We start from the raw sequence: 24,991 nt of genomic DNA, 5'->3' as shown, positions 1-24,991 counted from the left end.
GGGGAGGAGAGTATGCGCCACGTCCTCCCCACGCCCGTGGGGGTGAGCCGGTCCGTCGCAGGGTGAGACGGTTTGCCAGCGGGTCCTCCCCACGCCCGTGGGGGTGAGCCGGACTTCGGGAGCTTGACGACAATCCGCATGTCGTCCTCCCCACGCCCGTGGGGGTAAGCCGCAACTCCTCAGAGGTCAGGGCTCCATCATCCGGTCCTCCCCACGCCCGTGGGGGTAAGCCGAGGTCACCCTGGTCCATGCGTTCCTGCCAGACGTCCTCCCCACGCCCGTGGGGGTGAACTGAGTTCGCACGAGGTCAACCGTGACTGCGTCATCAACCCCACCCAGGCCAGAGCGCTTCTGGCCTGGGTGGCGGCACAGAAGCGCAACAGACCGCGGCTGGTGGCCTTCTTCGCGGTCCTCTACTTCGCGGTCCTCCGCCCCGAGGAGGCCGTGAACCTTCAGACGACGAACATGATCCTCCCGGCGCTGGCATGGAACGAGGAGACGGAGGAGTGGAAGGAGTCGCCGGACGCGTGGGGAGAGCTGCGGTTTCGTACGGCGGCTCCTGACGTTGGCAAGAAGTGAACCAATGAGGGCACCCAGCGGGAGAGCCGCCAGCTCAAGCACCGGGCCGAGGGTGAGAGCTGTACCGCCCCTTGTGCTCCCGAACTGGTCAGATTCCTTCGCTGCCACCTGGCCTCCTTTCCACCCGGCAAGGATTCACCGGGATCAAGGGCGGGGATCTGCCGACCATCACCTATCGGCGGGCGTGGGACAAGGCCCGCGCCAGTGTGCTGACCGAAGCCGAGTACGCCTCTCCACTCGGCAAGCGCGTCTACGACCTCCGACACGCCTGCCTGTCCACCTGGCTCAACGCCGGGGTGCCTCCTACCCAGGTCGCCGCATGGGCGGGACACAGCGTCGACGTGCTGTTGAAGATCTACGCGAAGTGCATCGTCGGCCAGGACGAGACGGCCAAGCGCCGGATCGCCGATGCACTTAAAGAATGACGGCCAGCTCTCTCATGAAGGCACCTTCCATGTCCCGGGGAAGGTGCTTTCATGCTGTTGGAAGACGAATGGATGACTGGCCATACAGGGAAGGTCACCAATGCCAATGCCAATCGCTGATGCTGTGCAGGCTCTCTCGGAACTATGGCCTCAGTTTGAACGACAAGGGATCGGCCCTGACGAGGGCTCGATCATGGAAGCCGCTGCTGTGGGCATGGTGATCGATGTCTGGCGCAATTCCCCCGTCGAGGACATGCATGCGAGCAGGCGCGGTCCCACTGATGGCGAGATGTTTGCTGAGAGCGTGGCCCTACAACGAGCGGCAAAGTCCGTCCTGGTCTCAACCTCCCCCTTTGCCATCTTTAGTCTTGAAGAGCATCTTCTCAACCGAAGTCGGCCTTGGGCAGGTGGGGGGCGCACTCTTCAGGAGATGGGATACGGCCACCTTGGGGCGTTCCAGAAGCACGTGAAGGAGCGTGTCTACGGCCTACACAGCCTGAGCAAGGACTACGGACGCCAAGCACTACTGAGCTTCCTGATCACGCAGGCGATCACCTACGGCCGAAGCCACCGGGGGATGCCACTCTGGCCGACCATCGTGTCAGAAGCATGTGCCATAGTTGCCGACCCTAACCACGAGGGCTGGCGGGGGAAAGGTGCTGAACTCCTAGCCAGAGCTCCAGTCGAGATGCCCTCTCCCAACCTTCTAAGCCAAACACTGCTTGACACACCCGACAAACTTCCCCTGCCGGTGCTTGAGTGGCTGATCTACGCCGGTCCGATGATGATCGCAGAGACTCTCCTAGCGGCGAAGAATGCCGCCGAGGGCTGAGAACCATCCTCGAATCCGTGGGAACGCATTGGGAACGATCACCCGCAAACGATCGGCGACAGCCGTAGACAGCCGGACACGACGAAAGCGTCCCCGACCGCGAACAGGCAGGCCAGGGACGCTTTTCGGGTGACCGGAGAGGGTAGGGCGGGCGGGACTCGAACCCGCGACCCAGGGATTATGAGTCCCCTGCTCTAACCGGCTGAGCTACCGCCCCTCGCGCACGCCGTACGCGGCATTCAACCAAACGTGGGGGCTCTTCGCACATCTGCCGGGCGGGACGGGTTCAAGATGTGACCTTCGGCGGGAACGAGCGCGGAACCCGGCTCTGATGGAATCGATACCCTACGGGTGAGCCGTGTTGAGGAGTGTTGGATCATGCGCGTTGTTGGGGCTTTCAGGGACTCGTACGGCGTGGAGCCGGCCGGGGTGTGGCACGCCCCGGGGCGGGTCAACCTGATCGGGGAGCACACCGACTACAACGACGGGTTCGTCCTGCCGTTCGCGCTGCCGTGGGGGGTGACCGCCGCGGTGTCGCCGCGCGAGGACGGGGTGATCAGGCTGCGGTCGCTGCAGGCGGGGGAGCCGGTGACGCTGGCGACACCCGACGAGGCCGAGGGCTGGGCACGCTACGCGGCCGGGGTGTTCTGGGCCCTCGGCGAAGGCGAACGAGGGCAGGGGCGGGGGCGTCCGGTCGGCGGGGCGGATGTGGTGATCGACGGGGACGTCCCCCCGGGGGCGGGCCTGTCGTCGAGCGCGGCGTTGGAGGTGGTAATCGGTACGGCGCTGAACGAGCTGTACGGGCTCGGCCTCACCAAGATGGAGATCGCCCTCGCCGCCCAGAAGGCCGAGAACGACTTCGTGGGCATGCCGTGCGGGATCATGGACCAGGCGGCCTCCGCCCTCGGCGAGGAGGGGAAAGCGCTGTTCCTGGACTGCCGGACCCTGGGGACCAGGAGCATCCCGTTCGACCTGGCGAGTCACGGCATGCAGCTGCTGATCATCAATACCGGGGTGCATCACGAGCTCGCCGACGGGCAGTACGCCCGCCGCCGCAAGGACTGCGAGAACGCCGCCAAGCGCCTGGGGGTCGACGCGCTGCGCGATGTCACGGATCTGGCGGGCGCCCTCGCGAAGCTGAGCGGCGACGAGCGCAGGCGCACCCAGCACGTGGTGACCGAGAACCACCGGGTGGAGGCGGTGATCGGGCTGCTGCGGGCCGGGGCGGTACGGGAGATCGGTGCGCTGCTGAACGCCTCTCATCTGTCGCTGCGCGACCAGTTCGAGGTGTCCTGCGCCGAGTTGGACGTGGCCGTGGAGGCGGCGGTCAGGGGCGGGGCACGAGGGGCTCGGATGACCGGGGGCGGGTTCGGCGGCTCGGCGATCGCGCTGGTCGCCGACGACCGGGTGGAGTCGGTACGGGAGTCGGTGACCGGGGCCTACGCCGAGCGCGGCTGGACCGCACCGGACATCTACCCGGCGACCCCGGCCCAGGGTGCCCGCCGCCTGCTCTGATCCGGTCCGCCTCGACGTACCGGATCACCTGTCGCACCTGGAGGTGCCGGTCCCGCCCGGCTTCCACGGCCCGAGACCGCCCGGCTCACGACGAGTGCCGCTCCTGCCCCCGGCGTCCGCGACCTTCATCGGTCAGGTTCGCCCCGCTCGCGGTGGATGCCGGTCCTGCCCCACATCTGCGGTCCCGGGGTCAGGGCTCGGTCGACACCAGTTTGGGCACCGCGCCGAGCAGTTCGCGGGTGTAGTCGTGCCGGGGCAGGAAGAACACCTCATCCACGTGCCCCTCCTCCACGACCCGCCCGCCGCGCATGACCAGTACCCGGTCGGCGACGTGGTGGACCACCCCGAGGTCGTGGGAGATGAAGATCAGCGCGGTCCCGTCGGCGGCCTGGATCTCCGCGAGCAGGTCGAGTACCTGGGCCTGGATCGACACGTCCAGCGCGGAGACCGGCTCGTCGCAGACGAGCACGTCGGGGTGGGTGGCGAGGGCTCTCGCGATGGCCACCCGCTGGCGCTGGCCTCCGGACAGGCGCCGGGGATGCCGGTCGGCGATGTCCGCCGGGAGTCCGACCCGATTCAGCAGTTCGGTCACCCGGTCGAGGAGGGCCTCTCGCGAGGAGCCGCGCCGGAAAGGGATCCCGCGCGGTGAGCCGCTCCCGGTGGGAACGCCGCGCCGGGAGCCGGTCAGGGAAGAGCGACCACGAGGAAAGCCGTCCCCGGGCAAGAAACCGTTCCCGGAGGGAACGGCGCGCGAGGGGCCGCGTTCGAAGAAGGCGCCGCGCAGGGGTTCCGCGACCAGGCGGCCGACCGTGTAGCGGGGGTCGAAGGAGTCGAGCGGGTTCTGGGAGATCACCTGGATGCGGGACCTGCGGGAACGCCTGGCGCGCTCGCGGATCCCCGACCAGGGCTCGCCGCCCAGCCGGACCTCCCCCGAGGCGGGTTCGAGCAGTCCGAGGACGAGCCGGGCGACCGTGGTCTTGCCCGACCCCGACTCCCCCACGATGCCGAGCGTCTCGCCGGGATAGACCTCGAAGGACACGTCGTCGACCACCGTGCGCGAGCCGTACGCGGCCGAGAGCCCGGAGACCGCCAGGATCGGCGCGGCGTGGTCGACGGTCCGCTCCGGCAGTGGGGTGCGCAGCGCGATTCCCCCGGCGGCGATGGCCGACAGGCGGGTACCGCGCGAGACCGCGGAGGGGACGGCGGCGAGCAGCAGCCTGGTGTAGTCGTGGCGGGGCTCGGACAGCACGCGTCCCGTCGGCCCCTCCTCGACGATCACGCCGTCCTTCATCACCAGTACGCGGTCGGCGACGGCGGAGACCACGGCGAGGTCGTGGCTGATCATGAGCAGCGCGGTGCCCTCGGCCTTGCGGGCGGCGAGCAGTCGCAGGATCTGGGCCTGCACGGTGACGTCGAGCGCGGTCGTCGGCTCGTCGGCGATGATCAACGGCGGGCTCGCGGCGATCGCGGAGGCGATCAGGGCGCGCTGGCGCAGCCCTCCGGACAGCTGGTGGGCGTACTGCCGGGCCCGCACCTCGGGTTCGGGGACCCCGACCGCCTCCAGCAGTTCGATCACCTTTTCCTTCCGGGCGGTGCGGGGGACGACGTCGTGGGTGGTGAGCACCTCGGCGATCTCGTCGCCGACGGTACGGAGCGGGTCGAGCGAGGTGAGCGCGTCCTGGAGCACGAGCCCCGCGAACCGGCCGCGCAGCCGTCGCCAGTCGCGGGCGCCGAAGCGGAGCGCGTCCCCGCCGTTCACGACGAACCGGGAGGCGGTGACCTCGGCGCCGGGTCCGGCCAGCCCGACCAGGGTCCTCGCCGTCACGCTCTTGCCCGAGCCGGACTCCCCGACGATCGCCACGCACTCGCCCGCCTCGATCGAGAGGCTCACCCCCCGTACGGCCTGTACTCCGGCCTTGGGGAAGCCGACCCGCAGGTCCTCGACGTCGATGAGACTCATCGGTTTCTCCCCTCGAAACGGCGCTGCAGGCGGCGCCCGACGAGCGTCAGGCTGATGACGGTGCCGGTGACGGCGAGGCCGGGGAAGAGCACGCTCCACCAGGCGACGCGCAGGTAGTTGCGGGCCTCGGACAGCATCGAACCCCACTCCGGGCTGGGCGGCTGCGGGCCCATGCCGAGGAAGCTGAGCCCCGAGGTGGCGATGATGGCGGTGCCCATGCCGATCGTGGCGAGCACCGGCAGAGGGCCGAGCACGTTGGGCAGTACGTGGCGGGCGACCAGTATCGGTCTGGCCAGGCCGAAGGTGACCGCCTGTTCGACGTAGCCGGAGCGGCGCACCACGAACGTCTGGGCGCGGATCACCCGGGCGTAGTTGGGGATCTGCGCGATGCCGATCGCGAGGATCACGTTGCCGGTGCCGGGGCCGGTGATCGCGATGACCAGCAGGGCGAGCAGCAGTTCGGGGAAGGTCGCCACGACGTCGAACAGGCGGCTGAGCAGCTCGTCGACGTAGCGGGGGGACAGTCCCGCCAGGACGCCCAGCAGGGTTCCGGCCCCCGCGGCGAGCAGTACGGCGGCGGCGCCGATGCTCAGCGAGTGTCCCGCGCCGTGGACGACGCGCGACAGCACGTCGCGGCCGAGGTGGTCGGTGCCGAACCAGTGCTCGGCGCTCGGCCCGGCGAGCGCGTTCAGCGGGTCGGCGGCGAGCGGGTCGACGCCGGTGAGCAGGCTCGGCGCCATGGCGGCGACGGCGGCGACCGCCAGGAACAGCAGCGGTGCGACCGGCGGCGCGCTGAGGCCGTACCCGCGCCCGGCCGGGGCGGGGTCGGCGGTCTCGACACCCGGGACCTCCGTGACCGTCGTCATCGGCTCCTCCTCGGGTGGTACGGCGAGGGCGCCTCCCGCGACGGGACCACCGTCGGCTCCGACCTCGGCGAAACCGTCGGTGGAACCGCCGGTGGAACCGTCACCGGCTCTTCGCGCGACGGGGTCGTCATCGGCTCCTCCTCAGGCGGGGGTCGATCGCGAGGTAGGCGAGGTCGACGATCGTGCTGACCGTCACGTAGGCGAGGGCGGATATCAGCACGACCGCCATCACCAGCGGCATGTCCTTGCTGTTCACCGCGCCGACGGTGACCTGGCCGAGCCCGGGTCGGCCGAACACGGCCTCCACGATGATCGCTCCGCCGAGCAGGAAGCCGACGAACCAGCCGGTGAGGGTGACGGCGGGGAGCAGCGCGTGACGCAGGGCGTGCCGGGCGACGAGCCGCCACTCGGTGATGCCGCGCGAGCGGGCGGTCACCGCGAACGGCTCCTCAAGTGCCCGTTCCAGCCCTTCGCGGAGCACCTGGCCGAGCACTCCCGCGATCGGCAGCCCGAGCGCGAGTCCGGGCAGTACCAGGGAGGCGAGTCCCCTGTCCCCGGAGACGGGGAACCAGCCGAGGGTGAAGGAGAAGACGGCGAGCAGCAGGATGCCGATGAGGAACGGCGGGACCGAGACGGTGACCAGCTCCGACAGTCCGACCAGGCCGCCGAGCCAGGGGCGGCGGCCCGCGGTGGTCAGGGCGAGCAGCAGGGCGAGGACGACCCCGAGGAGGGCTGCGGTGAGCGCGAGCTGGATCGTCGGCCCGATCTGGGAGGCGAGGACGTCGCCGACGCCGCGCTGCAGGATGTAGGAGCGGCCCAGGTCTCCCTGGAGCAGGCGGAGCAGATAGTCGCCGTACTGCTGGAGCGGGGAGCGGTCCAGCCCCCACTCGGCGATGATCTCCGCCCGCCGCTCGGGGGTGTCGAGGCCGTCGCCGACGAGCACGTCGATCGTGTCGCCGGGGGCGAGCAGCAGGGCGAGGTAGGCCGCGGTGGCGGCGGCCCAGAGCACGGCGACGCCCGCTCCGAGCCGCCGGGCCACCGGGCCGAGCCACCCGGCGGCGGCCAGCCCCCGCCGCCGGGTGAGTGAAAGGGTGCTCACGTCCCTATCCGGATGTCGTAAGCACCGTTGGGGGTGCCGGAGACCGGCTCGAAGGTGATCCCGGTGACCGAGGCGCTGTAGGCGATCTGGTCGGCGGGAACGTAGAGCGGGAGCAGGAGCGCCTCGTCGGTGATCACGGTCTTCTGCACCTTCGCGTAGAGCTCCTTGCGCTTGGCGACGTCGGAGGCGGCCGACGCGTCGGCGAGCAGCTTGTCCAGTTCGGCGCTCCCGAACTTCGTGCGGTTGATCGCGGCGTCCTTCGCCAGGATCAGGTTGAGCGCAGCCCCGGCGTCGGTGTCGCCGCGCGAGTTCTCGAAGATCTCGTACTCGTTGTCCTCGACGGCCTTCTGCGCGGTGCCCTGATCGACGATCTTGACCTGGAAGTCGATCCCGGCGCTCTGCTTGACGGCCGCCTGGACGGCCTGGGCGAGGACGTCGCGGCGGTCGCGGACGAACGGCGCGGCGTTGACGGTGCGCACGGTGAGCCGCTTGCCGTCCTTGACCCGGAAGCCCTCGGCGTCGCGTTCCTTCCAGCCCGCCTCGTCGAGCAGCCGGTTGGCCCGTTCGGGGTCGTTACCGAAGGTCTTCTCCAGGGAGGGGTCGTAGAACTGCGGGCTGCCCTGGCCGATGACGCTCCAGGCCCGCTTGGCGGTGCCCTGGTAGACGGAGTTGAGCACCGCGTCCACGTCGACGGCGTCGCGGAAGGCCTCGCGGACCCGCTTGTCGTCGAACGGCGGACGGGAGACGTTGAAGTAGTAGGAGAACGCGCTTCCGGAGTTGAGGCTGGTCTCCAGCTTCAGCTCGGGGTCGCTCTTGATGAGGCCGATCTCGGTGGCGGGCACGCCCTCGATCACCTGCACCTGCCCGGAGGTGAGCGCGCCGACCCGTACCGCCGCCTCGGACAGGAAGCGGTAGGTGATCTCGGCCAGGTGCGCCGGCCCCTGGTGGGCGGCGCCGGTGGGCGGCCATTTGTAGTCGGGGTTGCGCTTGTAGTGGACCTCCTGGCCGGGGGTGAACCGGTCGAGGATGAACGGTCCGGTGCCGACCACGTCGACGCCGCCCGCCTTGAGGTCCTTCGCGTTCTTCAGCGACTTCGGGGAGACCTGGCCCGCGTACGGGGAGGAGAGGAAGTCGAGGAACAGTCCGTCGGGGGCCTTGAGCGTGACCTTCAGGGTGTACGGCGCGGTCGCCTCGGCCTTCTCGAAGTTGCGCAGCTGGATGGCGCTGAGCGCGGCGTTGTAGCCGGGTGAGACGAGCTGGTCGAGGTTCGCCTTCACCGAGGCGGCGTCGAACTTCTCGCCGTCGTGGAAGGTGACGTCGTCGCGAAGTTCGAAGGTGTAGGTCAGGCCGTCCTCCGAGACCTTCCAGGACGTGGCCAGCCAGGGAAGGAATTCACCGTTCCCGCCCCGGGCGATCAGTGCGTCGAACTGGTTGTGGACCAGGAGGCGGGCCTTGTTCTGGCCCCACTGGTGCGGGTTGAAGGTGATGGGCTGTGTCTCCACCGCCCACACGAGCGACCCTCCGTCGCCACCGCCGTCCGCACCGGCCTTCGCGCTCGGGGCCCCGCTCTCGGCTCCGCACGCCGCGAGCGCCAGCACTCCGGCGAGCGTCAGGGCGCCCCATCGCAACTTCACGTTCTTCTCCTTGCGCTTCTGTACGACGTGCTTCTCCGCGGCGTGCTTCCGCACGGCGTTCTGTACGACGTTGTTCTGTACGGCGTGTTGTGCGGCGTTGTTCGGTACGGCGCGTCCGGCCGGCTCGACGACACGCCGGGTATGGCGATCGGAATGGTTCACGCGACGTGCCGTCTGATCTGGGTTCCGGCGGCCTCGGAGAGCACGATCCGGGCGAGGGCGTCGGCGTGGCGGAAGAGCGGGGCGTTGAGGCGGGGCCTGGCGAAACCGGCGGTGGCCCTGCCGCCCACGACCCACGGGCCGAGGGCGAACCTGCGGGGGTGCGGGCTGCCTGACCTGTCGAGCAGGCGGCGGTCCGCGGTCCGCACGTTCACCAGGCCCGACTCCTCGTCGAGCTCGCCGCGGTCGCGGAGCGCGCCGATGAGCGGGTCGACGGCCCGGCTCACGCTGGGTGCGGGCAGCCGGGCCTCGACGAGTGTGCCGGCCGCGACGCCGCCGGGCACGGTGGGGCTCTGTGCCCGCCAGCGTCCTTCGTGGTGGTCGACCTTGAGGTTCGCGCCGAGGAAGGTGACCACCCCGGCCCTGGCCAGGGCACGCATCTCCTCCAGCCGGGGTCCCGGCGGGCCGCTCGCGACGTAGCTGAAGAAGCCGCCGAACCACGGGTCGGAGATGCCGAGCTCGGCGAGGACGCCGTAGACGGAGAGCAGTCCGAGGATCATGGCGTGGTCGGCGCTGTGCGCGGGGTCGGAGCGCCGCTCCAGGTCGACGGCGAGATAGCCGTGCATCCACTTCTGCAGGCCCGCGTGGTCGCCGAACCGGATGCCGTCCAGCGGCCGGTCGAGCCGGTCGAAGTCGAGCCGGTCCGGGTGCCGGGGCACGGCCTGGCGGATCAGCTTGCGCATCCCGAGGCTGCGCCACTCCTCGGCCGCGAAGCCCTCCTCGAACTCCTCCCAGCCCAGCTTGACGCGCTTGGGGTGGGCGGTGATGAGCTCGTGGTAGTACGCGAAGGCCAGCTCCTTGGCGACCAGCGGCCACACGTCCTTGCGGAAGTCCCACGGTCCCTCGCCCAGCGCCTCGCGGGTGAGGAAGCGCGGCACCGGCGGGCGGGCGCCCTTGAAGGGGTAGCCGGTCTTGGAGTGGTACGGCACCCCGCGCCGCGAGCCCACGTGCAGGAGGGGCTCCCGCCCGCTGGGCAGGTAGACGAGCTCCCCGTCGTACTCGCGGACGAACCGGCCGCCCCGGCCCGAGGTGAGCAGCACCATCAGGTCGACGAAGGCGAGCCCCATCCCCCGTACGATCACCGGCTCCCTCGCGGGGACGCCGTCCAGGTCGAGGTCCGCCGCGTAGCCGGTGGGCAGGTAGCGCAGCCCCGTACGTGTGGCGAGGCGGGCCAGCGTGCCCTCCTCGCTCGTCGGGGTCACGTCGCCGTGGCCCTGGGCGAGGATCACCGCGTCGACCTCGATCGTCCTGCCGTCCTCCAGCCTCACCGCCTGGCCGCCGGGGACGTCGGCGAGGTCGACGGCGCGGGTGGCGTGCACGTGCACCCGGACGCCGCGCGGCGCGGTCGCCACCGCGCGGTGGAAGACGTGGGAGAGGTAGTCGCTCTGCGCGGGGCGGGTGGCGAACCTGCCGGGGTCTCCGCCGAGCCATTCGGCCAGCGTGGGTCCCGGGCGGATCGGTCCCTCGCACCGCACCGACTCGTCGGTGAAGAGCGTCACGTCGGCCGCGGTGGAGTTCATCCAGAGCAGGTCCGGCTGGTCGCGCCGCCAGACGCGCCCGCCGCCCGGCGGATGGGGGTCGATCACGTGGACGTCCAGCGAAGGCCAGCCGAGCAGGTCGGCGGCGTTGGCGCAGATCCGTTCCACCAGGCAGGTGCCCGTCGGTCCCGCGCCGACGACGGCGATCGAGGCGCTCATACGGCGGCTCTGCGGTGCGGCTCGTCCCAGTCGGCGTACAGCGGCTCGACCGGGACACGCCAGGTGTCGGTCTCGCCGTGCCGGGGGGAGATGACGGTGAAGTCGGTGTTCTCGCGGAAGGCGGGGTGGGCGTACAGGTCCCTGGCGTAGGCCCACAGGTTGGTGAAGGCGGTCAGCGGGCGCTCGCTGATCCTGGCCGCCGGGTTGTCGCTCAGGTCGAAGCGGAGCAGGGTCGGCCAGAGCCGTACGTCCGCCTCGGTGATTCCCGAGCCGAACAGGTACCTGCGGTCGGTCAGCCGGTCGTCCAGCTCGTCCAGGAAGGCGATCACCTCTGCGCGCGCCTCGGTGTACGCGCTCTCGGTGGTGGCCGACGCCACGCGGCCCGCCGCCGTGTTGACGATCTCGTAGATCCTCGTGTTGAGCTCGTCGATCTCCGGCCTGAGCTCCTCGGGGTAGAGGTCGGCCTCGGGGTCACCGCCGAACCGGGTGGCGAGGTCGATCGTGATGTCGGGGAAGTTGTTGCTGACGATGCGACCGCTCGTCCTGTCCCACAGGACCGGCACCGAGACGTGCCCGTCGAAGCCGGGCTCGGTCGCCTCGTACGCCTGCCGCAGGGTGGTGAAGCCGTTGACCGGGTCGGCCCCGCGCCGCTCGCGGAACGCCCACCCGCGTCCGTCGCGCTCGTCGTCGACGTAGGAGAGCGAGACCACGTCCTGGAGTCCCTTGAGGGAGCGCACGATGGCGGCGCGCTGCGCGTAGGGACAGACGGCCGCGACGTAGAGGTGGTAGCGCCCCGGCTCGGCGGGGAAGGCGGTTGTGCCGATCCGCCCGGTGAAGGGGTAGCGCAGGCCGGACCTGCCACCGGGCCGGTAGTGGCCGTGGGTGTCGAGGTCGACGGGGCTGGCGTAGTTCAGTGTGCTGCTCTTCGGCATCTGACGCTCCCGGACATGTCGTGGTGACCCCGGTGAGGGGGTCCGCGCTTGCGGCACGCCCACCGTGCCGCCTGGTCTCCCCCGGGGGCACCCCGCCGCGGTGCGAGGGTTGCCGGTCAGCCAGCCGGGGCTTCGCACTGACACTCTTAACCTATTTAGAAGGTAGGAAATACATAGATCTCTGTCAAGCCTTAATGTCGGGGAATGTCCTATGAGAGCGTGAACGTGGTCTACCGCAAGTACGACGGGTCACTGCACTGGCACCACCGCGGCCTGCTGCTCGGCGAGGACGAGCACGGGGTGTGGACGGGCTGCGTGGCCAACTCCAGCGGCCACAAGGGCGACGGCCCCGCGGTCGCCTGGCCGCATCCGTTCGTGATGCTCTTCCCCCGCGACGCCTGGTGGACGGCCGCGTTCAACACGGCACCGCACAAGCACGAGATCTACTGCGACATCTCCACGGTGCCGCGGTGGAGCGACGGCCAGGTCACCATGATCGACCTCGACCTCGACGTGATCAGGGTCCGCGAGAACCTGCTGAAGGGCCGCCGGAGCCGGGTCTTCCTGGACGACGAGGACGAGTTCGAGGAGCACCGGGTCAGGTACGCCTACCCGCCCGACGTGGTCGAGAGCGCCCGCGCCTCGGCCGCCTGGTTGATGGAGGCGGTCACCACCCGCACCGCCCCCTTCGGGGACGCGCCGCACTGGCTCACCCTGGTCAGCTGAGCGCGTCCCCTCCGGATACCTCAGCGGGCGCGGTCGCGGAACAACCTGCCGGACAGCAGCGCCGAGACCAGTAGGAAACCACCGCACCAGGCCAGCGCCTTCCACGGGTCGCTCCCCACGGGCCTGTCGAGCAGCAGGCCACGCACGGACTCGATGATCGGCGTGGCCGGCTGGTTCTCCGCGAACCCGTGCAGCCACGTGGGCATGGTGTGGACCGGAACGAAGGCGCTGCTCGGGTAGGGCAGGAACATCACCACGAAGGTGAAGCCGCCCGCGGCCTCCGGCGTCCTGGCCAGCAGGCCGACCACGGCCGAGACCGCGGAGACGGCCAGGACGAACACCACCAGGATGCCCGCCGCCGCGGCCCAGCCCGCCAGGTCCGCGTCCGCCCGGAAGCCGAGCAGGAACGCGACGACGAACACGATGACGAGCGAGGTGAGGTTGCGCACGGTGCTGGCGGCCACGTGCCCGCCCAGGAACGCCCCTCCGCCGACGTCCATCGACCTGAACCTGTCGACGATCCCCCGGCTCATGTCCTGGCTGACGGCGACCGCGGTCAGGGAGGCGCCGTAGGAGGCGCACATGACGAGGACGCCGGGGACGGCGTAGGTGACGTAGTCGGTGCCGGTCTGGATCGCGCCGCCGAACAGGTAGACGAACATCAGCATGATCATGACGGGCAACAGGAACGAGGTGATCAGCGCGTCGAGGTTGCGCAGCGACAGGCGGACGGCGCGGCCGGTCATGACCGGCCAGGCGACGAGCTCAGACACCGGCCCTCCTCCCCTCGCACTCGACGACGGGGCAGGACACTCGCCGCTCCTCGCTTGTCGAGACGTCCATCGAGACGTCCATCACCGTGAGGTCAGACACCGGCCCGCTCCTTGTCCGTCGGATTGTCCGTCAGGTTGTCCGTCAGGGCGAGGAACGCGTCGTCGAGCGTGGCGCCTCGCACGGTGAACCTCTCGACCGCGGAACGCCCGGAATCCACCTCGTCCAGCAGGGCGCGGATCTGCGCGGCGCTCCCGTCGGTGGCCGCCTCGACGGTGAGTCTGGCGGGATCGGCGTGCACGGCACGCGCCCCGAGCAGGCGCGTCACCTCGGCGAACGAGCCGGCGTCGGCCAGCACGAGGTTCAGCCGCCAGGCGGCGACCCTCGCCTTGAGCTCGTCGGCGGTGCCCTCCGCCACCACCCGTCCGCCGTCGAGCAGCGCGATCCTGTCGGCGAGGCTGTCGGCCTCCTCCAGGTACTGGGTGGTGAGGAAGACCGTCGTCCCCGAGTCGGCGAGGCGGGTGATCACCTCCCACATCGCCTGCCTGCTCCGCACGTCGAGCCCGGTCGTCGGCTCGTCGAGAAAGATCACCGATGGTGCGCCGACGAGCCCGGCGGCCAGGTCCAGACGTCGCCACATACCACCCGAGTACGTGCCGACCCGCCGCTTTCCCGCCTCGACCAGGTCGAACCGCTCCAGGAGCTCGGCCGCCCTGCGGCGGGCCCCCGCGCGTGACAGGCCGGACAGGCGGCCCATCATCCGGAGGTTCTCCTCACCGGTCAGCAGTTCGTCGACCGCCGCGTGCTGGCCGGTCAGGCTGATGGCGCGGCGCACCCGGCGGCGGTCGCGGACGACGTCGAACCCGGCGACCGTGGCCCGTCCCCCGTCCGGCCCGACCAGCGTCGCCAGGGTGCGTACGGTCGTCGTCTTGCCCGCCCCGTTGGAACCGAGCAGGGCGTACACGCTCCCCCTGGCGACGCGCAGGTCGACGCCCTTCAGTACGGCGACCCTGCCGTAGGACTTGGTGAGGCCGACCGCCTCTATCGCTGTTTCCACTACCCCTCCTGTGTATGGCGTACGCTCTACTGTTTATGGCATACACGATATTGCGTAAGGTATACACTCACACAAAAGGACGGTCAAGCCCGGGAGCGCGATGGAAGTGCCGGAGAGCGTGGAGATCGCCTGGGGCCTGCGTGAGCGGCCCGGCAAGGGCCCCAAACGCAGCCTGAGCCTGGAGCACATCGTGGAGGCCGCCCTGCGGGTGGGCTCCGCGGAAGGGCTCGCCGCGGTCTCGATGAGCAAGATCGCCGCCGAGCTCGACGTCTCCACGATGGCGCTCTACCGCTACGTCTCGTCCAAGGGCGACCTGCTCATGCTCATCACGGACGCGGTGCTCGGCCCGCCTCCCCCGCTCCCCGAGCCGGGCGACGACTGGCGCCAGGGCGTCCACCGGTGGGGCGCCGCCATGCGCGTCGCCCTGCAGCGACACCCCTGGTCGCTGCGCATCCCCATCACCGGGCCGGGGATCATGCCCAACCACGTCGCCTGGCTGGAGACCGGACTGCGCTGCCTGCGCGGCACCGGACTGAACGCGGACACGAAGCTCGCGGCGCTGCTGCTGGTCAACGGCTTCGTCAGGACCGAGGTGGCGCTCCTCGCCGACCTCCAGGACGCCCTCGACACCTCCCAGGTCACCGACGAGGAGGCGCTGTCGGGCTACAGCAGGTCACTCGCCAGGCTCACCGACGCCCAGCGCTTCCCCGAGATCCACGAGCTTCTCGAAGCCCGGGTCTTCGACAAGCCGGGCGGCGAGGACGACGAGTTCGCCTTCGGCATGGAGCGCATCCTCGACGGCCTCGCGGTGCTCGTCACCGGACCGGCCACCTGATCGTCGGCGACCGCACACCGCCCACGCCGTGACCGACACCCCGGCGCCCTCCGAGGCCGCCCACGTCACGCCCCCGTGCGCGCCGGAAACCCGGTGACGTTCCTGCCCGGTGAGCGGAATGCCGCCGGACACGCCACCGGGGCCCACGAGGCTGCCGGGCTACAGCGGCGGGAAGTCAGGGGCGCGGCGCTCGACGAAGCTCGCGACGCCCTCGACGAAGTCCGGCCTGGCGAAGGATTCGGCCATCAGGCGCTTCGCGGCCGACTCCGACGCCTCCAGGCTCTGCTGCCAGTCACCCCAGACCTGACGCTTGATCACCGCCATCGAGGCCGGGGAGCTGTGCGTCGCGAGCTCGCGGGCGTAGGCCAGCGTCTCCTCCATCAGCCTCTCCCCCGGCACCGACCGGCCGGCCAGGCCCAGCTCGCACGCCTCGGCGCCGGTGAAGGTGCGGCCCGACAGCAGCAGGTCCATCGCCCTCGCCTGACCGGCCAGGCGGGGCAGGATCCACGACATGCCGTACTCGGCGATGAGGCCGCGCCGGGCGAAGGCGGTGGTCCACTTCGCCTCGGCGGCCGTGAAGACCAGGTCGCAGAGGAGGGCGTGGACCATGCCGAGCCCGGCGCAGGCGCCGTTGACGGCGGCGATCACCGGTTTGCGGAGCGTGGTCGGGAAGGTGGTGGGACGCGGGTCGGGCCGTCCCGCGTAGGAGCCGTCCTGGAGGGCGGTGAGCGTCTGGAAGTCCGCACCGGCGCAGAATCCCCGCCCCGCGCCGGTGACCACGATCACCCGGACCTCGGGGTTCTTCTCGGCCTCGGCCAGTTCGTCGAAGTAGCGGCGGCCCATCTCGTCGGTCCAGGCGTTGAGCCGGTCCGGGCGGTTGAGGGTCAGCGTCAGCACGCCCCGCTCGATCGACGACAACACCGGATCGGCCATTGCGCATCCCCTTCGACAGTCCGCCGGGGACTCCCCGCCCGGAGAGCCACAGAATATCGTTCTACACCTTCTCCCTCTCCGGCGTCAGCATGTGCGAGCGGACCAGATCCTCGACCGTCGCGCGCAGGCCGAGGAAGGAGGAGGTGCGCTTGACGGTGAGTGCCCGGTAGGCGGGCAGGTCGATCGGCACCTCGGCGGCGACCCTGCCGGGACCGCAGGCGAAGACGAGCACCCGCTGGGCGAGCAGGACGGCCTCCTCCACGTCGTGGGTGACCATCAGCACGGTCGTGCCCGTGTCGCGCCACACCTGGCGCAGGAAGAGTTGCATGTCCTCCTTGGTCTGTACGTCCAGCGCCCCGAACGGCTCGTCGAGCAGCAGCACGGCCGGTTCGCACGCGAGCGCCCTCGCGATCGCCACCCGCTGACGCTGCCCGCCGGACAGCTGCCGGGGCAGCGCGCCCGCCAGGGACGACAGTCCCACCTCGCCGAGATACCAGCGGACCCGCCGCTCCCGGTCCGCCCTGGAGATCGGCAGCAGTCGCAACCCGAAGGCCACGTTCTCCGCGACGGTGAGGAAGGGGAACAGCGCGCCCGACTGGAAGACCAGCCCGCGCTCGGGACCGGGACCGGTGACGGGCGCTCCGGCGAGCGAGATGGATCCCGCGCTCGCCGGGGTGAGCCCGGCGATCAGAGAGAGCAGCGTCGACTTGCCCGAGCCGCTCGCCCCGACCACGCACACGAACTCGCCCGGCTCCATCGACAGGTCGATGCCGTCCAGGACGCGCGTGGTGCCGTAGTCCTTGGCCACGCCGCGCAGTACGAGGGTCATGCCGTCCACCTCCCGAAGCGGTCACCCGGACTCCGTGGCGTGACACCGATCGGCACGCCCCTCATGCCACCCACCTCCCGAGGCGATCGCGCAGCAGGCGCAGCGCGACGTCGATCAGCAGGCCGACGATCCCGATCACGACGAGCACCGCGAAGATCTTGTCGGTCTGCAGGAACCGCTGCGCCCGGACGATCCGGTAGCCGAGCCCCGACTCGGCGGCGATGAGCTCGGCCACCACCACGAAGTTCCACGCGGCGGCGGCGTTGATCCGCGCCGCGTCCACGACCGCCGGGAGCGCGTACGGCCAGGTCACCTTCCTGAGGATCTCGCCGCGCCTGGCACCGAGGGTGGCCGCGGCCTGGCCCAGCTCACCGGGCACCCGCCGTACGGCGTCGGCGACCATCAGCGTGTTGAAGAACACCACGCCCAGCACGAGAATCGCGATCTTGGAGGGTTCGCCGAGGCCGAGCCAGATGATGAGCAGGGGGATGAACGCGGCGGCCGGCATGTATCGGAGCAGGCCGACGGCCGGTTCCAGCAGGGCCAGCGCCACGGCCGAGGTGCCCATCGCGACGCCCAGCGGCACCGAGATCAGCACCGCCAGCCCGAAACCGGTCCCGACCCTGCCGAGACTGGCGAGGGTGTCGTCGAGCAACTGCCCGCTGCCCAGCATCTCCGCGAACGCCTCCAGGACGGCCAGCGGGGAGGGCAGGAAGGTGGGATCGACCAGCCCCGCCATGCCGACGGCCGCCCAGAGGGCGAGCGGGACGAGCACGGAGGCCGCCCGCAGGCCCCAGCGGGCTCGGACGGACGGACCCCCCGCTCCGGACCGGTCCTTCCCGACGGAGGCGCCGGAACCGGAGGGCCGTCTCCTCAGCCGTCCGGGGCGGTCCGAGCGCCGGGGCAGCGGCTCCCAGTCCCGCCGTCCCTCGTCGGGGGGCGCGGCGGGCTCCACGGTCCGCGCGCTCATGAGGGCCTCGACCTTCCGGGTGGCGAGCAGGGCGAACTGGACCCGCCCCGGCCACAGCCGGTCGTCACCCGGCGTTGTCTCCATGTCGGCGTCTCCATGTCGGTGCTCCCGCTCTGCTGGCTTCCACCGCTCTCACCGCTCTGACAGCCCTCACGGCTCCCTTGGCTCTCACGGCTCTCACGGCTTGAGACTTCTGACGAATTTCGGCTCGAACAGACCGTCCAGCGACGGCTCGGTGTCGGCCAGGCCCGAGTCGACGAGGAATTTCGCGATCAGGGATGCCTGGTTGTCGAGGTGGTCGCCGGTGTCGCCGGGCTCGAAGGCGGCGAGGTTGTCCTCCAGGGAGAAGATCGTGGTCCCCGCGTCGTAGCTCGTGTAGTCGGCCTCGCTCACCCCCGCCCGCTTGGCCATGATCGCGGTGGCGTCGGCCCGGTTGGCGGCGATCCACTCCAGGGTCTCGAACCAGGTCTTCACCAGTGCCTGTACCTCCTGCGGCCGTTCGGCGACGAGCGAGGCGGCCACCACCAGGTGGTCGGGGATGGCGCCGGGGAAGTCCTTGGAGGTGGCGATGGCCGTGGAACCCGGCAGTTCCAGCGCGGTGGTGGTGAAGGGCGCGAAGACCCCGACCGCGTCCACCTGGCCGGCCTTGAAGGCCGCGGCGGCGGCATCGGTCGGCAACGGCTTGAAGGTGACGTCCTTCTCGGTGAGCCCCGCCTTCCGCAGCGCGAGCAGCAGCAGGTAGTGGTCGACCGTTCCCTGCTCGGCCGCGACGGTCTTGCCCTTCAGGTCGGCCACCGTCGAGATGCCGGACCTGGCGATGATCTGGTCGTTGCCGGTGGAGTTGTCGTTGACCAGCACGATCGTCTGCTTCGCCCCGCCGGACACCGAGGCGATGGTGTCGTTGAGCGTCTGGCTGTTGGCGTCGACGTTGCCGGTGGCGAGCGCCGTCAGGCTGTCGGTGTAGCTGTCGAAGTACTTCAGTTCGACGTCGAGGTTGTTCTTGACGAACAGCCCCTTCTCCTGGGCGACCTGCCAGGGGAACCAGCCGGGCCAGGCGGAGAAGCCCAGTGTGAGGGTCTTCTTGCCACCGGAGGCGGCGGGCTCGGCGGCACCGCCCGGGGTGGAGGCGCACGCCGCGCAGGCGGCGAGGAGGAAGAGCGAGACGAGCAGGCGGAGCGAGAACGGAGAGCGGGACGAACGAAACGCCCCGAGCGACCCGGTCCGGCCGGGCGGACGGGACGAAGCAGACCGGCGGAGGGTGAGAGGCGGGCGGCGGAGCATCAGGAGGCTCCCTTCCTCGCGGGCAGGTGCCCGGAACGGACCAGGCAGCCGAGGGTGTCGCAGATGACGCGGGTGGCGATCAACGAGGTGATCTCCGCGTTGTCGTAGGGCGGCGAGCACTCCACGACCTCGATCCCGGCGAGCGGCGCCGCGTCGGCGATGATCTGGATGAATTTCAGGACCTCGCGCGGCAGGAAGCCGCCGGGTTCCGGCCAGCCGGTGCCGGGGACGAACGCGGCGTCCAGGCAGTCGACGTCGAAGGAGAGCCACACGGCCTCGGCGCCCTTCCAGGCGACCTCCAGCGCGCGCTCGGCCGCCGCCTCGATGCCCATGTCCACGCAGTCGGTGACCGTCATGATCGTGGTGCCGCGCTCGCGGCCGACCTTCACCCCCGGCCGGGGCGCCTGCCAGCCGCCGATGCCGATCTGCACCAGGTTCTGCGGCGGCACGTTGGGGATGTCGGTCGCGTGGAACCACGGCGTGGTGTGCATGCGCTCGTCGAGGTCGGTCTCCTGGGTGTCCACGTGCCGGTCGAAGTGGATGATCCCGAGGTTTCCCGAGAGGTGCTCGGCCACGCCGCGCACGGTCGGGTACCCGATGGAGTGGTCGCCGCCCAGGACGACGGGGAAGGCCCCGCTGGAGTAGACGTGCGAGACGGCCTTGGAGATCTGGTCGAAGGTCTTCTCGATGTTGCCGGGGATGGTGAACACGTCCCCGAGATCGGCCATCGTGATCGACTCGCGGAGGTCCACTCCCAGCTCGAAGCTGTAGGGGCCGTACAGGGCGGAGATCTTCCTGATGCCCTGCGGTCCGAAGCGGGTGCCCGAGCGGTAGGTGGTGCCGCCGTCGAACGGCGCCCCCAGGATCGCCACGTCGTACTCCCCGCAGCGCCGCACGTCCTCGACGTACGGGGCCTTGAGGAAGGTGTTGATCCCGGCGAAGTGCGGGAGTTCTCCTCGGGAGAAGGTCGGGATGCGCCGGTCGACGATGGAGTCGGCGCCCTGCAGGCCCACCTCCAGGGCCCAGGCGACCTCGCGTTCCCAGTTGGTGGTGGGCAGTTCGGCCTCGCGGTCGACGGCGAAGCGGGCCTCGGGGCCATACCTGTCGGGCCCGGAGGGTGCCGCGGACGAGGGGCCCTGGCGGGCGGGGTCGGAAGCGGATGGGTGCCAGTGCATGGAGCTCCGATCAGCTCGGAACCCGGCCGGAGGGCAGCCGGGATCGGCCGGCCTCCCGGGCTTTTGTCCCGCCGTGGAACGGCCACGCGGCCGCCTGCACCTCTCGGACCAGTCCCGCGCCGACGCCGTACGGCCTCACGGTCGTGACATCCGGCGTCGGCTGCGGCGGAACCCTAGGTGCGCCCCACCATGAGGTGGGTCACTGCAAGTGCATCGCCGGTACGTTTCCCCCGGATTAACCCCCCGTTGCAGTCCGGTGACCGAGTGCACGCTTCAGGGAGTCCGGATGGTGGACGAAGTTCGGTGACAGCTGCCGGTCCTCGTAGTAGCGGTGGAAGACCGGGGTGGCCGAGGCCGAGATGGGGGGCACGATCCAGGACCAGTCGGCCGGGCAGACCCGTCCTTCCTTCTCCTCGCGTTCCAGATGCATCAGGAAATGTCTGGACTCGGTGTGGTGGTCGGTCATCGTCACCCCGGCCCGCTCGAAGGAGTGCAGCACCGCCACGTTCAGCTCCACCAGCGCGTAGTCCCGCCAGAGCGAGCGGTCGCTCTCGGTGTCCAGGCCCATCCGCCGGGCGATGACCGGCATCAGGTCGTAGCGGTCGGCGTCGGCCAGGTTGCGGGCGCCGATCTCGGTCCCCATGTACCAGCCGTTGAACGGGGCCGCCCGGTAACAGATCCCGCCGATCTCCAGGCACATGTTCGAGATGACCGGCACGGCGTGCCAGCGCAGTCCCAGCTGCTCGAACCACGGGTAGGCGGGGTGTGAGAGCGCGACCTCCAGCACGGCGTCGCCGGGGATCGTGGACAGCAGCGGAGGCCCGTCCCCCATCGAGATCGCCAGCGGGAGGACGTCGAAGGGACTTCCCTGCCCTCCGGCCCAGCCCAGCTCACGCAGCGTCGCGGTGAAATCGGTGTAGCGGGGATCGCCGACGACCGAACCGTCCTTCATCGCGTATCCGGCGTAGCGGATGAGCTGCTCGTTCCAGATCCTCGGCCCCGGAGCCCCCGGCCGATCGGGAGGGAACACCGTGATCGTCGGGCGGATCCTGCGGTTCGGCGCCGCGTCCCGCAGGTGGTTCACGCACTCGACGGCGACCCCCTCCGCCGTGGTGACGTGTCGCCGGTCGCGTACCCGCAACGAGCGCCAGTACAGGCGCCCGATGCACCTGCCGCTGTTGCGCCAGGCCACCCTGGCACCGAAGATCAGCTCGCCGGGGGTGTGCGTGTACGTTCCGGTCCCGGCGATCTCCTGCCGGACCTCACGCAGGCGTTCCCGCAGGGTTCCCGCCCCGGGGTTCTCGGCGTGGAAAAGCCTGAGGTAATCCTCGGCCGCCGCCACGTCGACCGGGGGCACCTCGGGAACGCCCCTGGAAACACCGTCAGGGACACCGCCGGGAACACCGTCGGGAACACTGTCGGAAATGCCCACGGGCCCGAGTACACCGGGGACGTCGCGCATCGAATCCGGCGTACTCCGCCGGGACCTTCGCCAGGTCAGCACAGAAAAACCACCCATTGTGGCTCACGGGCACGACGACCGTTCCGGGCGGCGCGGTGCCCTCGACGCGGCGGCCCTTCCCCGCTGCGATCGCTGTTGTCCGCGGCAGCCGCGCACCGGTCCGCCCGCCAAGATCATGGCGGCGCCGGGCGTGGCGTTCCCTATTTTCTGGGATTCACCGTGGTTTGTCCGGCGAACCGGAACGCGGGAGGCTGACTGAATCAGGACAGAAGACGGCAAAAGCCCCGGAAGCTGGGCTTCCGGGGCCTTTCAACTGGCTCCCGCGATAGGACTCGAACCTATAACCTGCCGGTTAACAGCCGGCTGCTCTGCCGATTGAGCTACACGGGATTGCGCTTCGCGCTGGTCGGACCGGGTGTCCCCCGTTCCTTGCGGCGCAGGAATAGATTAGCGCACTCCGTGGGTGTGTGTCGCATCGATACTCCGGGGTAGGGGCGAGACGAGGCGATCCGCGAGTGATCACAGGACAGGGTCCGCGGAACATGTTTGTGGAGGTGGACATGCGTTATCGACTGATGCTCGGAGTGGGATTCGCGGTCGGCTACATCCTGGGGAGCCGCGCCGGCCGGGAACGTTACGAGCAGATCAAGCGGCTGGCCCAGCGCGTCTCCGACAACCCCGCCGTACAGGAGACGGCCGGCCTGATGGGCGCCAAGGTCTCCCAGGCGACGGATGTGGCGAGGACCAAGGTGAGCGACGTGGCCAAGAACCGGCTGCCGTTCCTGCGCTCGACCAACGGCTGGCACAGCGACCAGCACGACGACACGGGCACCGGCTGGCCGGAGAACCAGAAGACCAACGCACCCTACTGATCTTCCTGCCGCCGCTCCGTCGGCAGCCACGGGCCGAGCACGGCCCGCCGGTGCGAAGGGCCCCTACGGGGGCCTTTCGCGTGTCCGGAGGCCGATATCTCAGACGCCGAAGCTTCGGCGTGTCTCCTCAAGCGCCTGCTCCGCGAGGGCACGCAGGCCCGGATCGTCCGGGTCGAGGCCGGCGTCGAAGACGAACTCCCAGATCAGCCGGTCGGCGTCGGCCTTCCTCGCCACCAGTCGCACTCCCCCGCGCGCGTCCAGCGGAACGTAGTGGTTGACCACGATCGAGGCGATCACCCGCTCCCGCACGGCCTCGGGGATCCGGCCCGGCTCGGGCAGCAGCGCCCGGTGCGAGCGCCCGTCGGTGGTGGTGACCGTCAGCCCCTCCTCGTCCCACACCCCGCGATCCACCTGGAACCAGGGCACGCGCTCGCCGCCCAGGTAGAGGGCCTTGTCCGCGGCGATCACGTAGCCGTCGGGGCCCTCCGCGTAGGCGAGCACCCGGTCGCCGGGGACGGCGGCCGCGCGGACCTCGGGGGGCATGCGATTGAAGAGCTTCACCGCTCCACGGTATCCGCCAGCAGGTCGAGGGTGAGCGCCGCCGACCAGGAGAAGTCCCGGCTGCCCCGCCCGCTGCCGTCGAAGGGGTCGAAGCACTCGCGAAAACCCGCCTGCCGTACGAGGCGCAGGGTGCCCGAGCCGAGCACCCGTACCAGCCCTTCCAGGCCGTGCACGGCCGCCGCCCGGCGCAGCAGCCAGTTGGTGTTCACCCAGGACGGCCCGCGCCAGTAGCAGGACCGGTCGAACTGCGGTGCGCGGATCTCACAGCTCGGCACCGGATATCCGGCGGCTCCCATGAAGCGGGCCGACTCCAGCACCCTCACCAGATCCGCGACCCGCTCGCCGGGCATCCCCTCGTCGAGCATCGGCCCGAAGCAGCCGACCGTGCACACGGGGCTGAGCCGGTCGCCGCGCAGGTCGCGGGCGCGGAAGACGCCGTCGTCCCAGAGGCGTTCCAGCAGCGCCGCGCGGATCCGCTCCACCGCCTCCCGGTGCGGGCCCGCGTCCGCGCCCGCCACCGGGGCCAGCTCGGTGAGGGCCTGGCAGGAGGCGAGCCAGATCCCGTTGAACATCGGGTCCTCGACCGCGAACGGGTGCTCGTCCCGCAGATAGGCCGGGTCGTAGCCGGAGTCCCGGCAGCCCAGGGCGAGCGCCATGTAGCGGTCGTGGCGGCTGTCGGGACGCCGCTCGGAGGGCTCCCCGCGCCGCTGGTAGGCGGGACGGACCGGGGGCAGCGCCTCCAGGGGCGCGTCCCAGGCGGGGCTGTCGTCCATCCCCGACTCCCACGGGTGCACGATCGCGGCGAGCCCTCCCCCGCCGAGGTCCCTGCGGGTGGCGAGGTAGTCGTGCTGGGCGACCAGCATCGGATAGAGCCGCCGCACCAGGGCCACGGCCGTGTCGCGGTCGGCCGCGTGCCGCCATATCCACCACAGGGCGAGCGCGTGCAGTGGTGGCTGCGTCAGCCCGGAGGTGCACACGGCGCGGGGGGAGGCCGGGTGCTCCCGGGATCGCCAGACCGAGGGGCCGGGGAAGTATCCGTCCGCGTGGACGGGGTGGAAGACGATGTGCGGCACCATTCCGGTCGCCCACTGCCCGGCCAGCAGGCTGATCAGCTCGGTCCCCGCCCTGCGGGTGTCCCAGCGGGCCAGGCCGATCGCGACGAAGGTGGAATCCCAGTTCCACTGGTGGGGGTAGAGGCCGGGCGCGGGGACGGTCGCGGACCCCGTCCAGTTCGCGTCGAGCACGGACCACGCCTCGCGCCCGAGCGCGGCGTCGTCGACCGCCGCTCGCGACTCCATCCGCCCAGTCTGCGCCTGTATCGCCCAGGAGAACAGCCCGGCCCCCCGAATGCGCCGAACAGGAACGCCGCACGCCCCGGAAAACCGGGGCTTTTGGAGTGATCACTACGACAGGAATCCCCGATGATCGGCGCCGGACCACCGCACCGGCACGAACCGGGAAAGCGGGGAGACCGGGTGATCCGCGCCGCACCACCGGAAAGATTCCCTCGGGAGGACGAGGACTCCAGGTGATTGGTACCGGACCACCGGAAAGGTTCTGCCCGGGAAAACGAGCTCCAGGGGATCGGCGAGAGCGGCACCGGCCCGGAGAGAGGGCGCCCTGGCGGTCACGGTGGCGAGGTCGGCCGAACGGCGCGGGGCCCCGGCACCGGGGGTGCCCGGGCCCCCCCCCGGTTGCGCCGCAGTGGGGGTTGTGGCGGAGCAACGGCGCCCGCGGCGGGGGGCGGAGCTTGGCGGGGGT

Annotated in this window: 23 protein-coding genes, 2 tRNA genes, 1 CRISPR repeat array and 1 riboswitch (1 of these 27 running past the window's edge); of the genes, 7 read left to right on the top strand and 18 right to left on the bottom strand. The window is 70.6% G+C overall.

From position 1 onward, the window contains the following. Positions 1 to 288: a CRISPR direct-repeat array (repeat unit 23 nt; unit sequence GTCCTCCCCACGCCCGTGGGGGT) (it extends 40 nt beyond the left edge of the window). A gap of 72 nt (positions 289 to 360) precedes the next feature. The 3 genes from ACFY3D_RS17415 to ACFY3D_RS17405 all read left to right on the top strand — a co-directional run bounded on the left by ACFY3D_RS17415 (position 361) and on the right by ACFY3D_RS17405 (position 1,836). Beyond that, on the top strand, positions 361 to 579 hold the full coding sequence (locus tag ACFY3D_RS17415; RefSeq protein ID WP_389980450.1) for a hypothetical protein: 219 nt from the start codon (positions 361 to 363) through the stop codon (positions 577 to 579). Between the two features lie 71 nt (positions 580 to 650). Beyond that, a complete protein-coding gene (locus tag ACFY3D_RS17410) occupies positions 651 to 1,004 on the top strand; it encodes a hypothetical protein (protein ID WP_389980448.1) in 354 nt (117 codons plus the stop codon). Positions 1,005 to 1,110: 106 nt separating this feature from the next. After that, positions 1,111 to 1,836, top strand: a complete 726-nt coding sequence (locus ACFY3D_RS17405; RefSeq protein ID WP_389980446.1) for a hypothetical protein — start codon at positions 1,111 to 1,113, stop codon at positions 1,834 to 1,836. A gap of 143 nt (positions 1,837 to 1,979) precedes the next feature. On the opposite strand, the gene ACFY3D_RS17400 is transcribed toward ACFY3D_RS17405, so the two are convergent. Continuing rightward, positions 1,980 to 2,053, bottom strand: a tRNA-Ile gene (locus tag ACFY3D_RS17400). A gap of 161 nt (positions 2,054 to 2,214) precedes the next feature. Here ACFY3D_RS17400 and galK point away from each other — a divergent pair. Beyond that, entirely contained in the window at positions 2,215 to 3,351 is a 1,137-nt protein-coding gene (gene galK, locus ACFY3D_RS17395) for a galactokinase (RefSeq protein WP_389980444.1), read from the top strand. A 190-nt stretch (positions 3,352 to 3,541) separates the two neighbouring features. Here galK and ACFY3D_RS17390 read toward each other — a convergent pair whose 3' ends face one another. The 6 genes from ACFY3D_RS17390 to ACFY3D_RS17365 all read right to left on the bottom strand — a co-directional run bounded on the left by ACFY3D_RS17390 (position 3,542) and on the right by ACFY3D_RS17365 (position 11,758). After that, positions 3,542 to 5,311 carry a dipeptide ABC transporter ATP-binding protein gene (locus ACFY3D_RS17390; protein ID WP_389980442.1) on the bottom strand — a complete coding sequence of 590 codons (1,770 nt, stop codon included), beginning with the start codon at positions 5,309 to 5,311 and terminating at the stop codon, positions 3,542 to 3,544. Further along, on the bottom strand, positions 5,308 to 6,177 hold the full coding sequence (locus ACFY3D_RS17385) for an ABC transporter permease (RefSeq protein WP_389980440.1): 870 nt from the start codon (positions 6,175 to 6,177) through the stop codon (positions 5,308 to 5,310). Before ACFY3D_RS17385 ends, ACFY3D_RS17390 begins: the two co-directional genes overlap by 4 nt. Positions 6,178 to 6,304: 127 nt before the next feature. Continuing rightward, entirely contained in the window at positions 6,305 to 7,276 is a 972-nt protein-coding gene (locus ACFY3D_RS17380; protein WP_389980438.1) for an ABC transporter permease, read from the bottom strand. Next, complete coding sequence (locus tag ACFY3D_RS17375) at positions 7,273 to 9,072, bottom strand: ABC transporter substrate-binding protein (protein ID WP_389980437.1); 1,800 nt, start codon at positions 9,070 to 9,072, stop codon at positions 7,273 to 7,275. Before ACFY3D_RS17375 ends, ACFY3D_RS17380 begins: the two co-directional genes overlap by 4 nt. Continuing rightward, positions 9,069 to 10,826: an FAD/NAD(P)-binding protein gene (locus tag ACFY3D_RS17370; protein WP_389980435.1), complete on the bottom strand. Its 1,758-nt coding sequence runs from the start codon at positions 10,824 to 10,826 to the stop codon at positions 9,069 to 9,071. The genes ACFY3D_RS17375 and ACFY3D_RS17370 overlap by 4 nt, the downstream gene beginning before the upstream one ends. After that, positions 10,823 to 11,758: a glutathione S-transferase C-terminal domain-containing protein gene (locus tag ACFY3D_RS17365; protein ID WP_389980433.1), complete on the bottom strand. Its 936-nt coding sequence runs from the start codon at positions 11,756 to 11,758 to the stop codon at positions 10,823 to 10,825. Before ACFY3D_RS17365 ends, ACFY3D_RS17370 begins: the two co-directional genes overlap by 4 nt. A gap of 39 nt (positions 11,759 to 11,797) precedes the next feature. Further along, a riboswitch (SAM riboswitch) is annotated at positions 11,798 to 11,910 on the bottom strand. Positions 11,911 to 11,962: 52 nt separating this feature from the next. On the opposite strand from ACFY3D_RS17365, the gene ACFY3D_RS17360 reads away from it, so the two are divergent. Continuing rightward, positions 11,963 to 12,484, top strand: coding sequence for a DUF402 domain-containing protein (locus tag ACFY3D_RS17360; RefSeq protein ID WP_362898326.1), 522 nt, complete (start codon positions 11,963 to 11,965; stop codon positions 12,482 to 12,484). Positions 12,485 to 12,504: 20 nt separating this feature from the next. On the opposite strand, the gene ACFY3D_RS17355 is transcribed toward ACFY3D_RS17360, so the two are convergent. After that, positions 12,505 to 13,257 carry an ABC transporter permease gene (locus ACFY3D_RS17355; protein WP_389980430.1) on the bottom strand — a complete coding sequence of 251 codons (753 nt, stop codon included), beginning with the start codon at positions 13,255 to 13,257 and terminating at the stop codon, positions 12,505 to 12,507. A gap of 92 nt (positions 13,258 to 13,349) precedes the next feature. Further along, positions 13,350 to 14,312, bottom strand: coding sequence for an ATP-binding cassette domain-containing protein (locus ACFY3D_RS17350; RefSeq protein WP_389980428.1), 963 nt, complete (start codon positions 14,310 to 14,312; stop codon positions 13,350 to 13,352). Between the two features lie 100 nt (positions 14,313 to 14,412). Between ACFY3D_RS17350 and ACFY3D_RS17345 the strand changes: the two genes are divergently transcribed. Next, the gene (locus ACFY3D_RS17345; RefSeq protein ID WP_389980426.1) at positions 14,413 to 15,147 is read left to right on the top strand and encodes a TetR/AcrR family transcriptional regulator; all 735 of its coding nucleotides are present in this window, start codon (positions 14,413 to 14,415) and stop codon (positions 15,145 to 15,147) included. Positions 15,148 to 15,306: 159 nt separating this feature from the next. Here ACFY3D_RS17345 and ACFY3D_RS17340 read toward each other — a convergent pair whose 3' ends face one another. From ACFY3D_RS17340 to ACFY3D_RS17310, 7 genes are all read right to left on the bottom strand, one after another. Further along, positions 15,307 to 16,080 (bottom strand): enoyl-CoA hydratase-related protein, encoded by a 774-nt coding sequence (locus ACFY3D_RS17340; protein ID WP_389980424.1) that lies wholly within the window; start codon positions 16,078 to 16,080, stop codon positions 15,307 to 15,309. A gap of 61 nt (positions 16,081 to 16,141) precedes the next feature. Beyond that, complete coding sequence (locus ACFY3D_RS17335; protein WP_389980422.1) at positions 16,142 to 16,909, bottom strand: ABC transporter ATP-binding protein; 768 nt, start codon at positions 16,907 to 16,909, stop codon at positions 16,142 to 16,144. Between the two features lie 61 nt (positions 16,910 to 16,970). Further along, complete coding sequence (locus tag ACFY3D_RS17330) at positions 16,971 to 17,963, bottom strand: ABC transporter permease (protein WP_389980420.1); 993 nt, start codon at positions 17,961 to 17,963, stop codon at positions 16,971 to 16,973. A gap of 93 nt (positions 17,964 to 18,056) precedes the next feature. Continuing rightward, complete coding sequence (locus ACFY3D_RS17325; RefSeq protein ID WP_389980418.1) at positions 18,057 to 19,160, bottom strand: ABC transporter substrate-binding protein; 1,104 nt, start codon at positions 19,158 to 19,160, stop codon at positions 18,057 to 18,059. Continuing rightward, entirely contained in the window at positions 19,160 to 20,335 is a 1,176-nt protein-coding gene (locus tag ACFY3D_RS17320) for an agmatinase family protein (RefSeq protein WP_389980416.1), read from the bottom strand. The genes ACFY3D_RS17325 and ACFY3D_RS17320 overlap by 1 nt, the downstream gene beginning before the upstream one ends. A gap of 235 nt (positions 20,336 to 20,570) precedes the next feature. Next, the gene (locus ACFY3D_RS17315; RefSeq protein ID WP_389980414.1) at positions 20,571 to 21,767 is read right to left on the bottom strand and encodes a nitric oxide synthase oxygenase; all 1,197 of its coding nucleotides are present in this window, start codon (positions 21,765 to 21,767) and stop codon (positions 20,571 to 20,573) included. A gap of 344 nt (positions 21,768 to 22,111) precedes the next feature. After that, positions 22,112 to 22,187 (bottom strand) — tRNA-Asn (locus ACFY3D_RS17310). Between the two features lie 170 nt (positions 22,188 to 22,357). On the opposite strand from ACFY3D_RS17310, the gene ACFY3D_RS17305 reads away from it, so the two are divergent. After that, positions 22,358 to 22,669, top strand: a complete 312-nt coding sequence (locus ACFY3D_RS17305; RefSeq protein WP_362898346.1) for a YtxH domain-containing protein — start codon at positions 22,358 to 22,360, stop codon at positions 22,667 to 22,669. Positions 22,670 to 22,768: 99 nt separating this feature from the next. Here the strand turns inward: ACFY3D_RS17305 and ACFY3D_RS17300 are convergent, their stop codons facing one another. Both ACFY3D_RS17300 and ACFY3D_RS17295 read right to left on the bottom strand, forming a co-directional pair. Next, positions 22,769 to 23,230 carry a hypothetical protein gene (locus tag ACFY3D_RS17300; protein ID WP_350944471.1) on the bottom strand — a complete coding sequence of 154 codons (462 nt, stop codon included), beginning with the start codon at positions 23,228 to 23,230 and terminating at the stop codon, positions 22,769 to 22,771. Next, positions 23,227 to 24,528, bottom strand: coding sequence for a hypothetical protein (locus ACFY3D_RS17295; RefSeq protein WP_389980412.1), 1,302 nt, complete (start codon positions 24,526 to 24,528; stop codon positions 23,227 to 23,229). Before ACFY3D_RS17295 ends, ACFY3D_RS17300 begins: the two co-directional genes overlap by 4 nt. Positions 24,529 to 24,991: the final 463 nt, after the last annotated feature.

It is taken from the genome of Streptosporangium sp. NPDC000509 (assembly GCF_042898365.1).
GTDB lineage: Bacteria > Actinomycetota > Actinomycetes > Streptosporangiales > Streptosporangiaceae > Streptosporangium.
The sequence above is the reverse complement of the archived record's forward strand: the minus strand, read 5'-3'. Positions and strand labels throughout refer to the sequence as shown.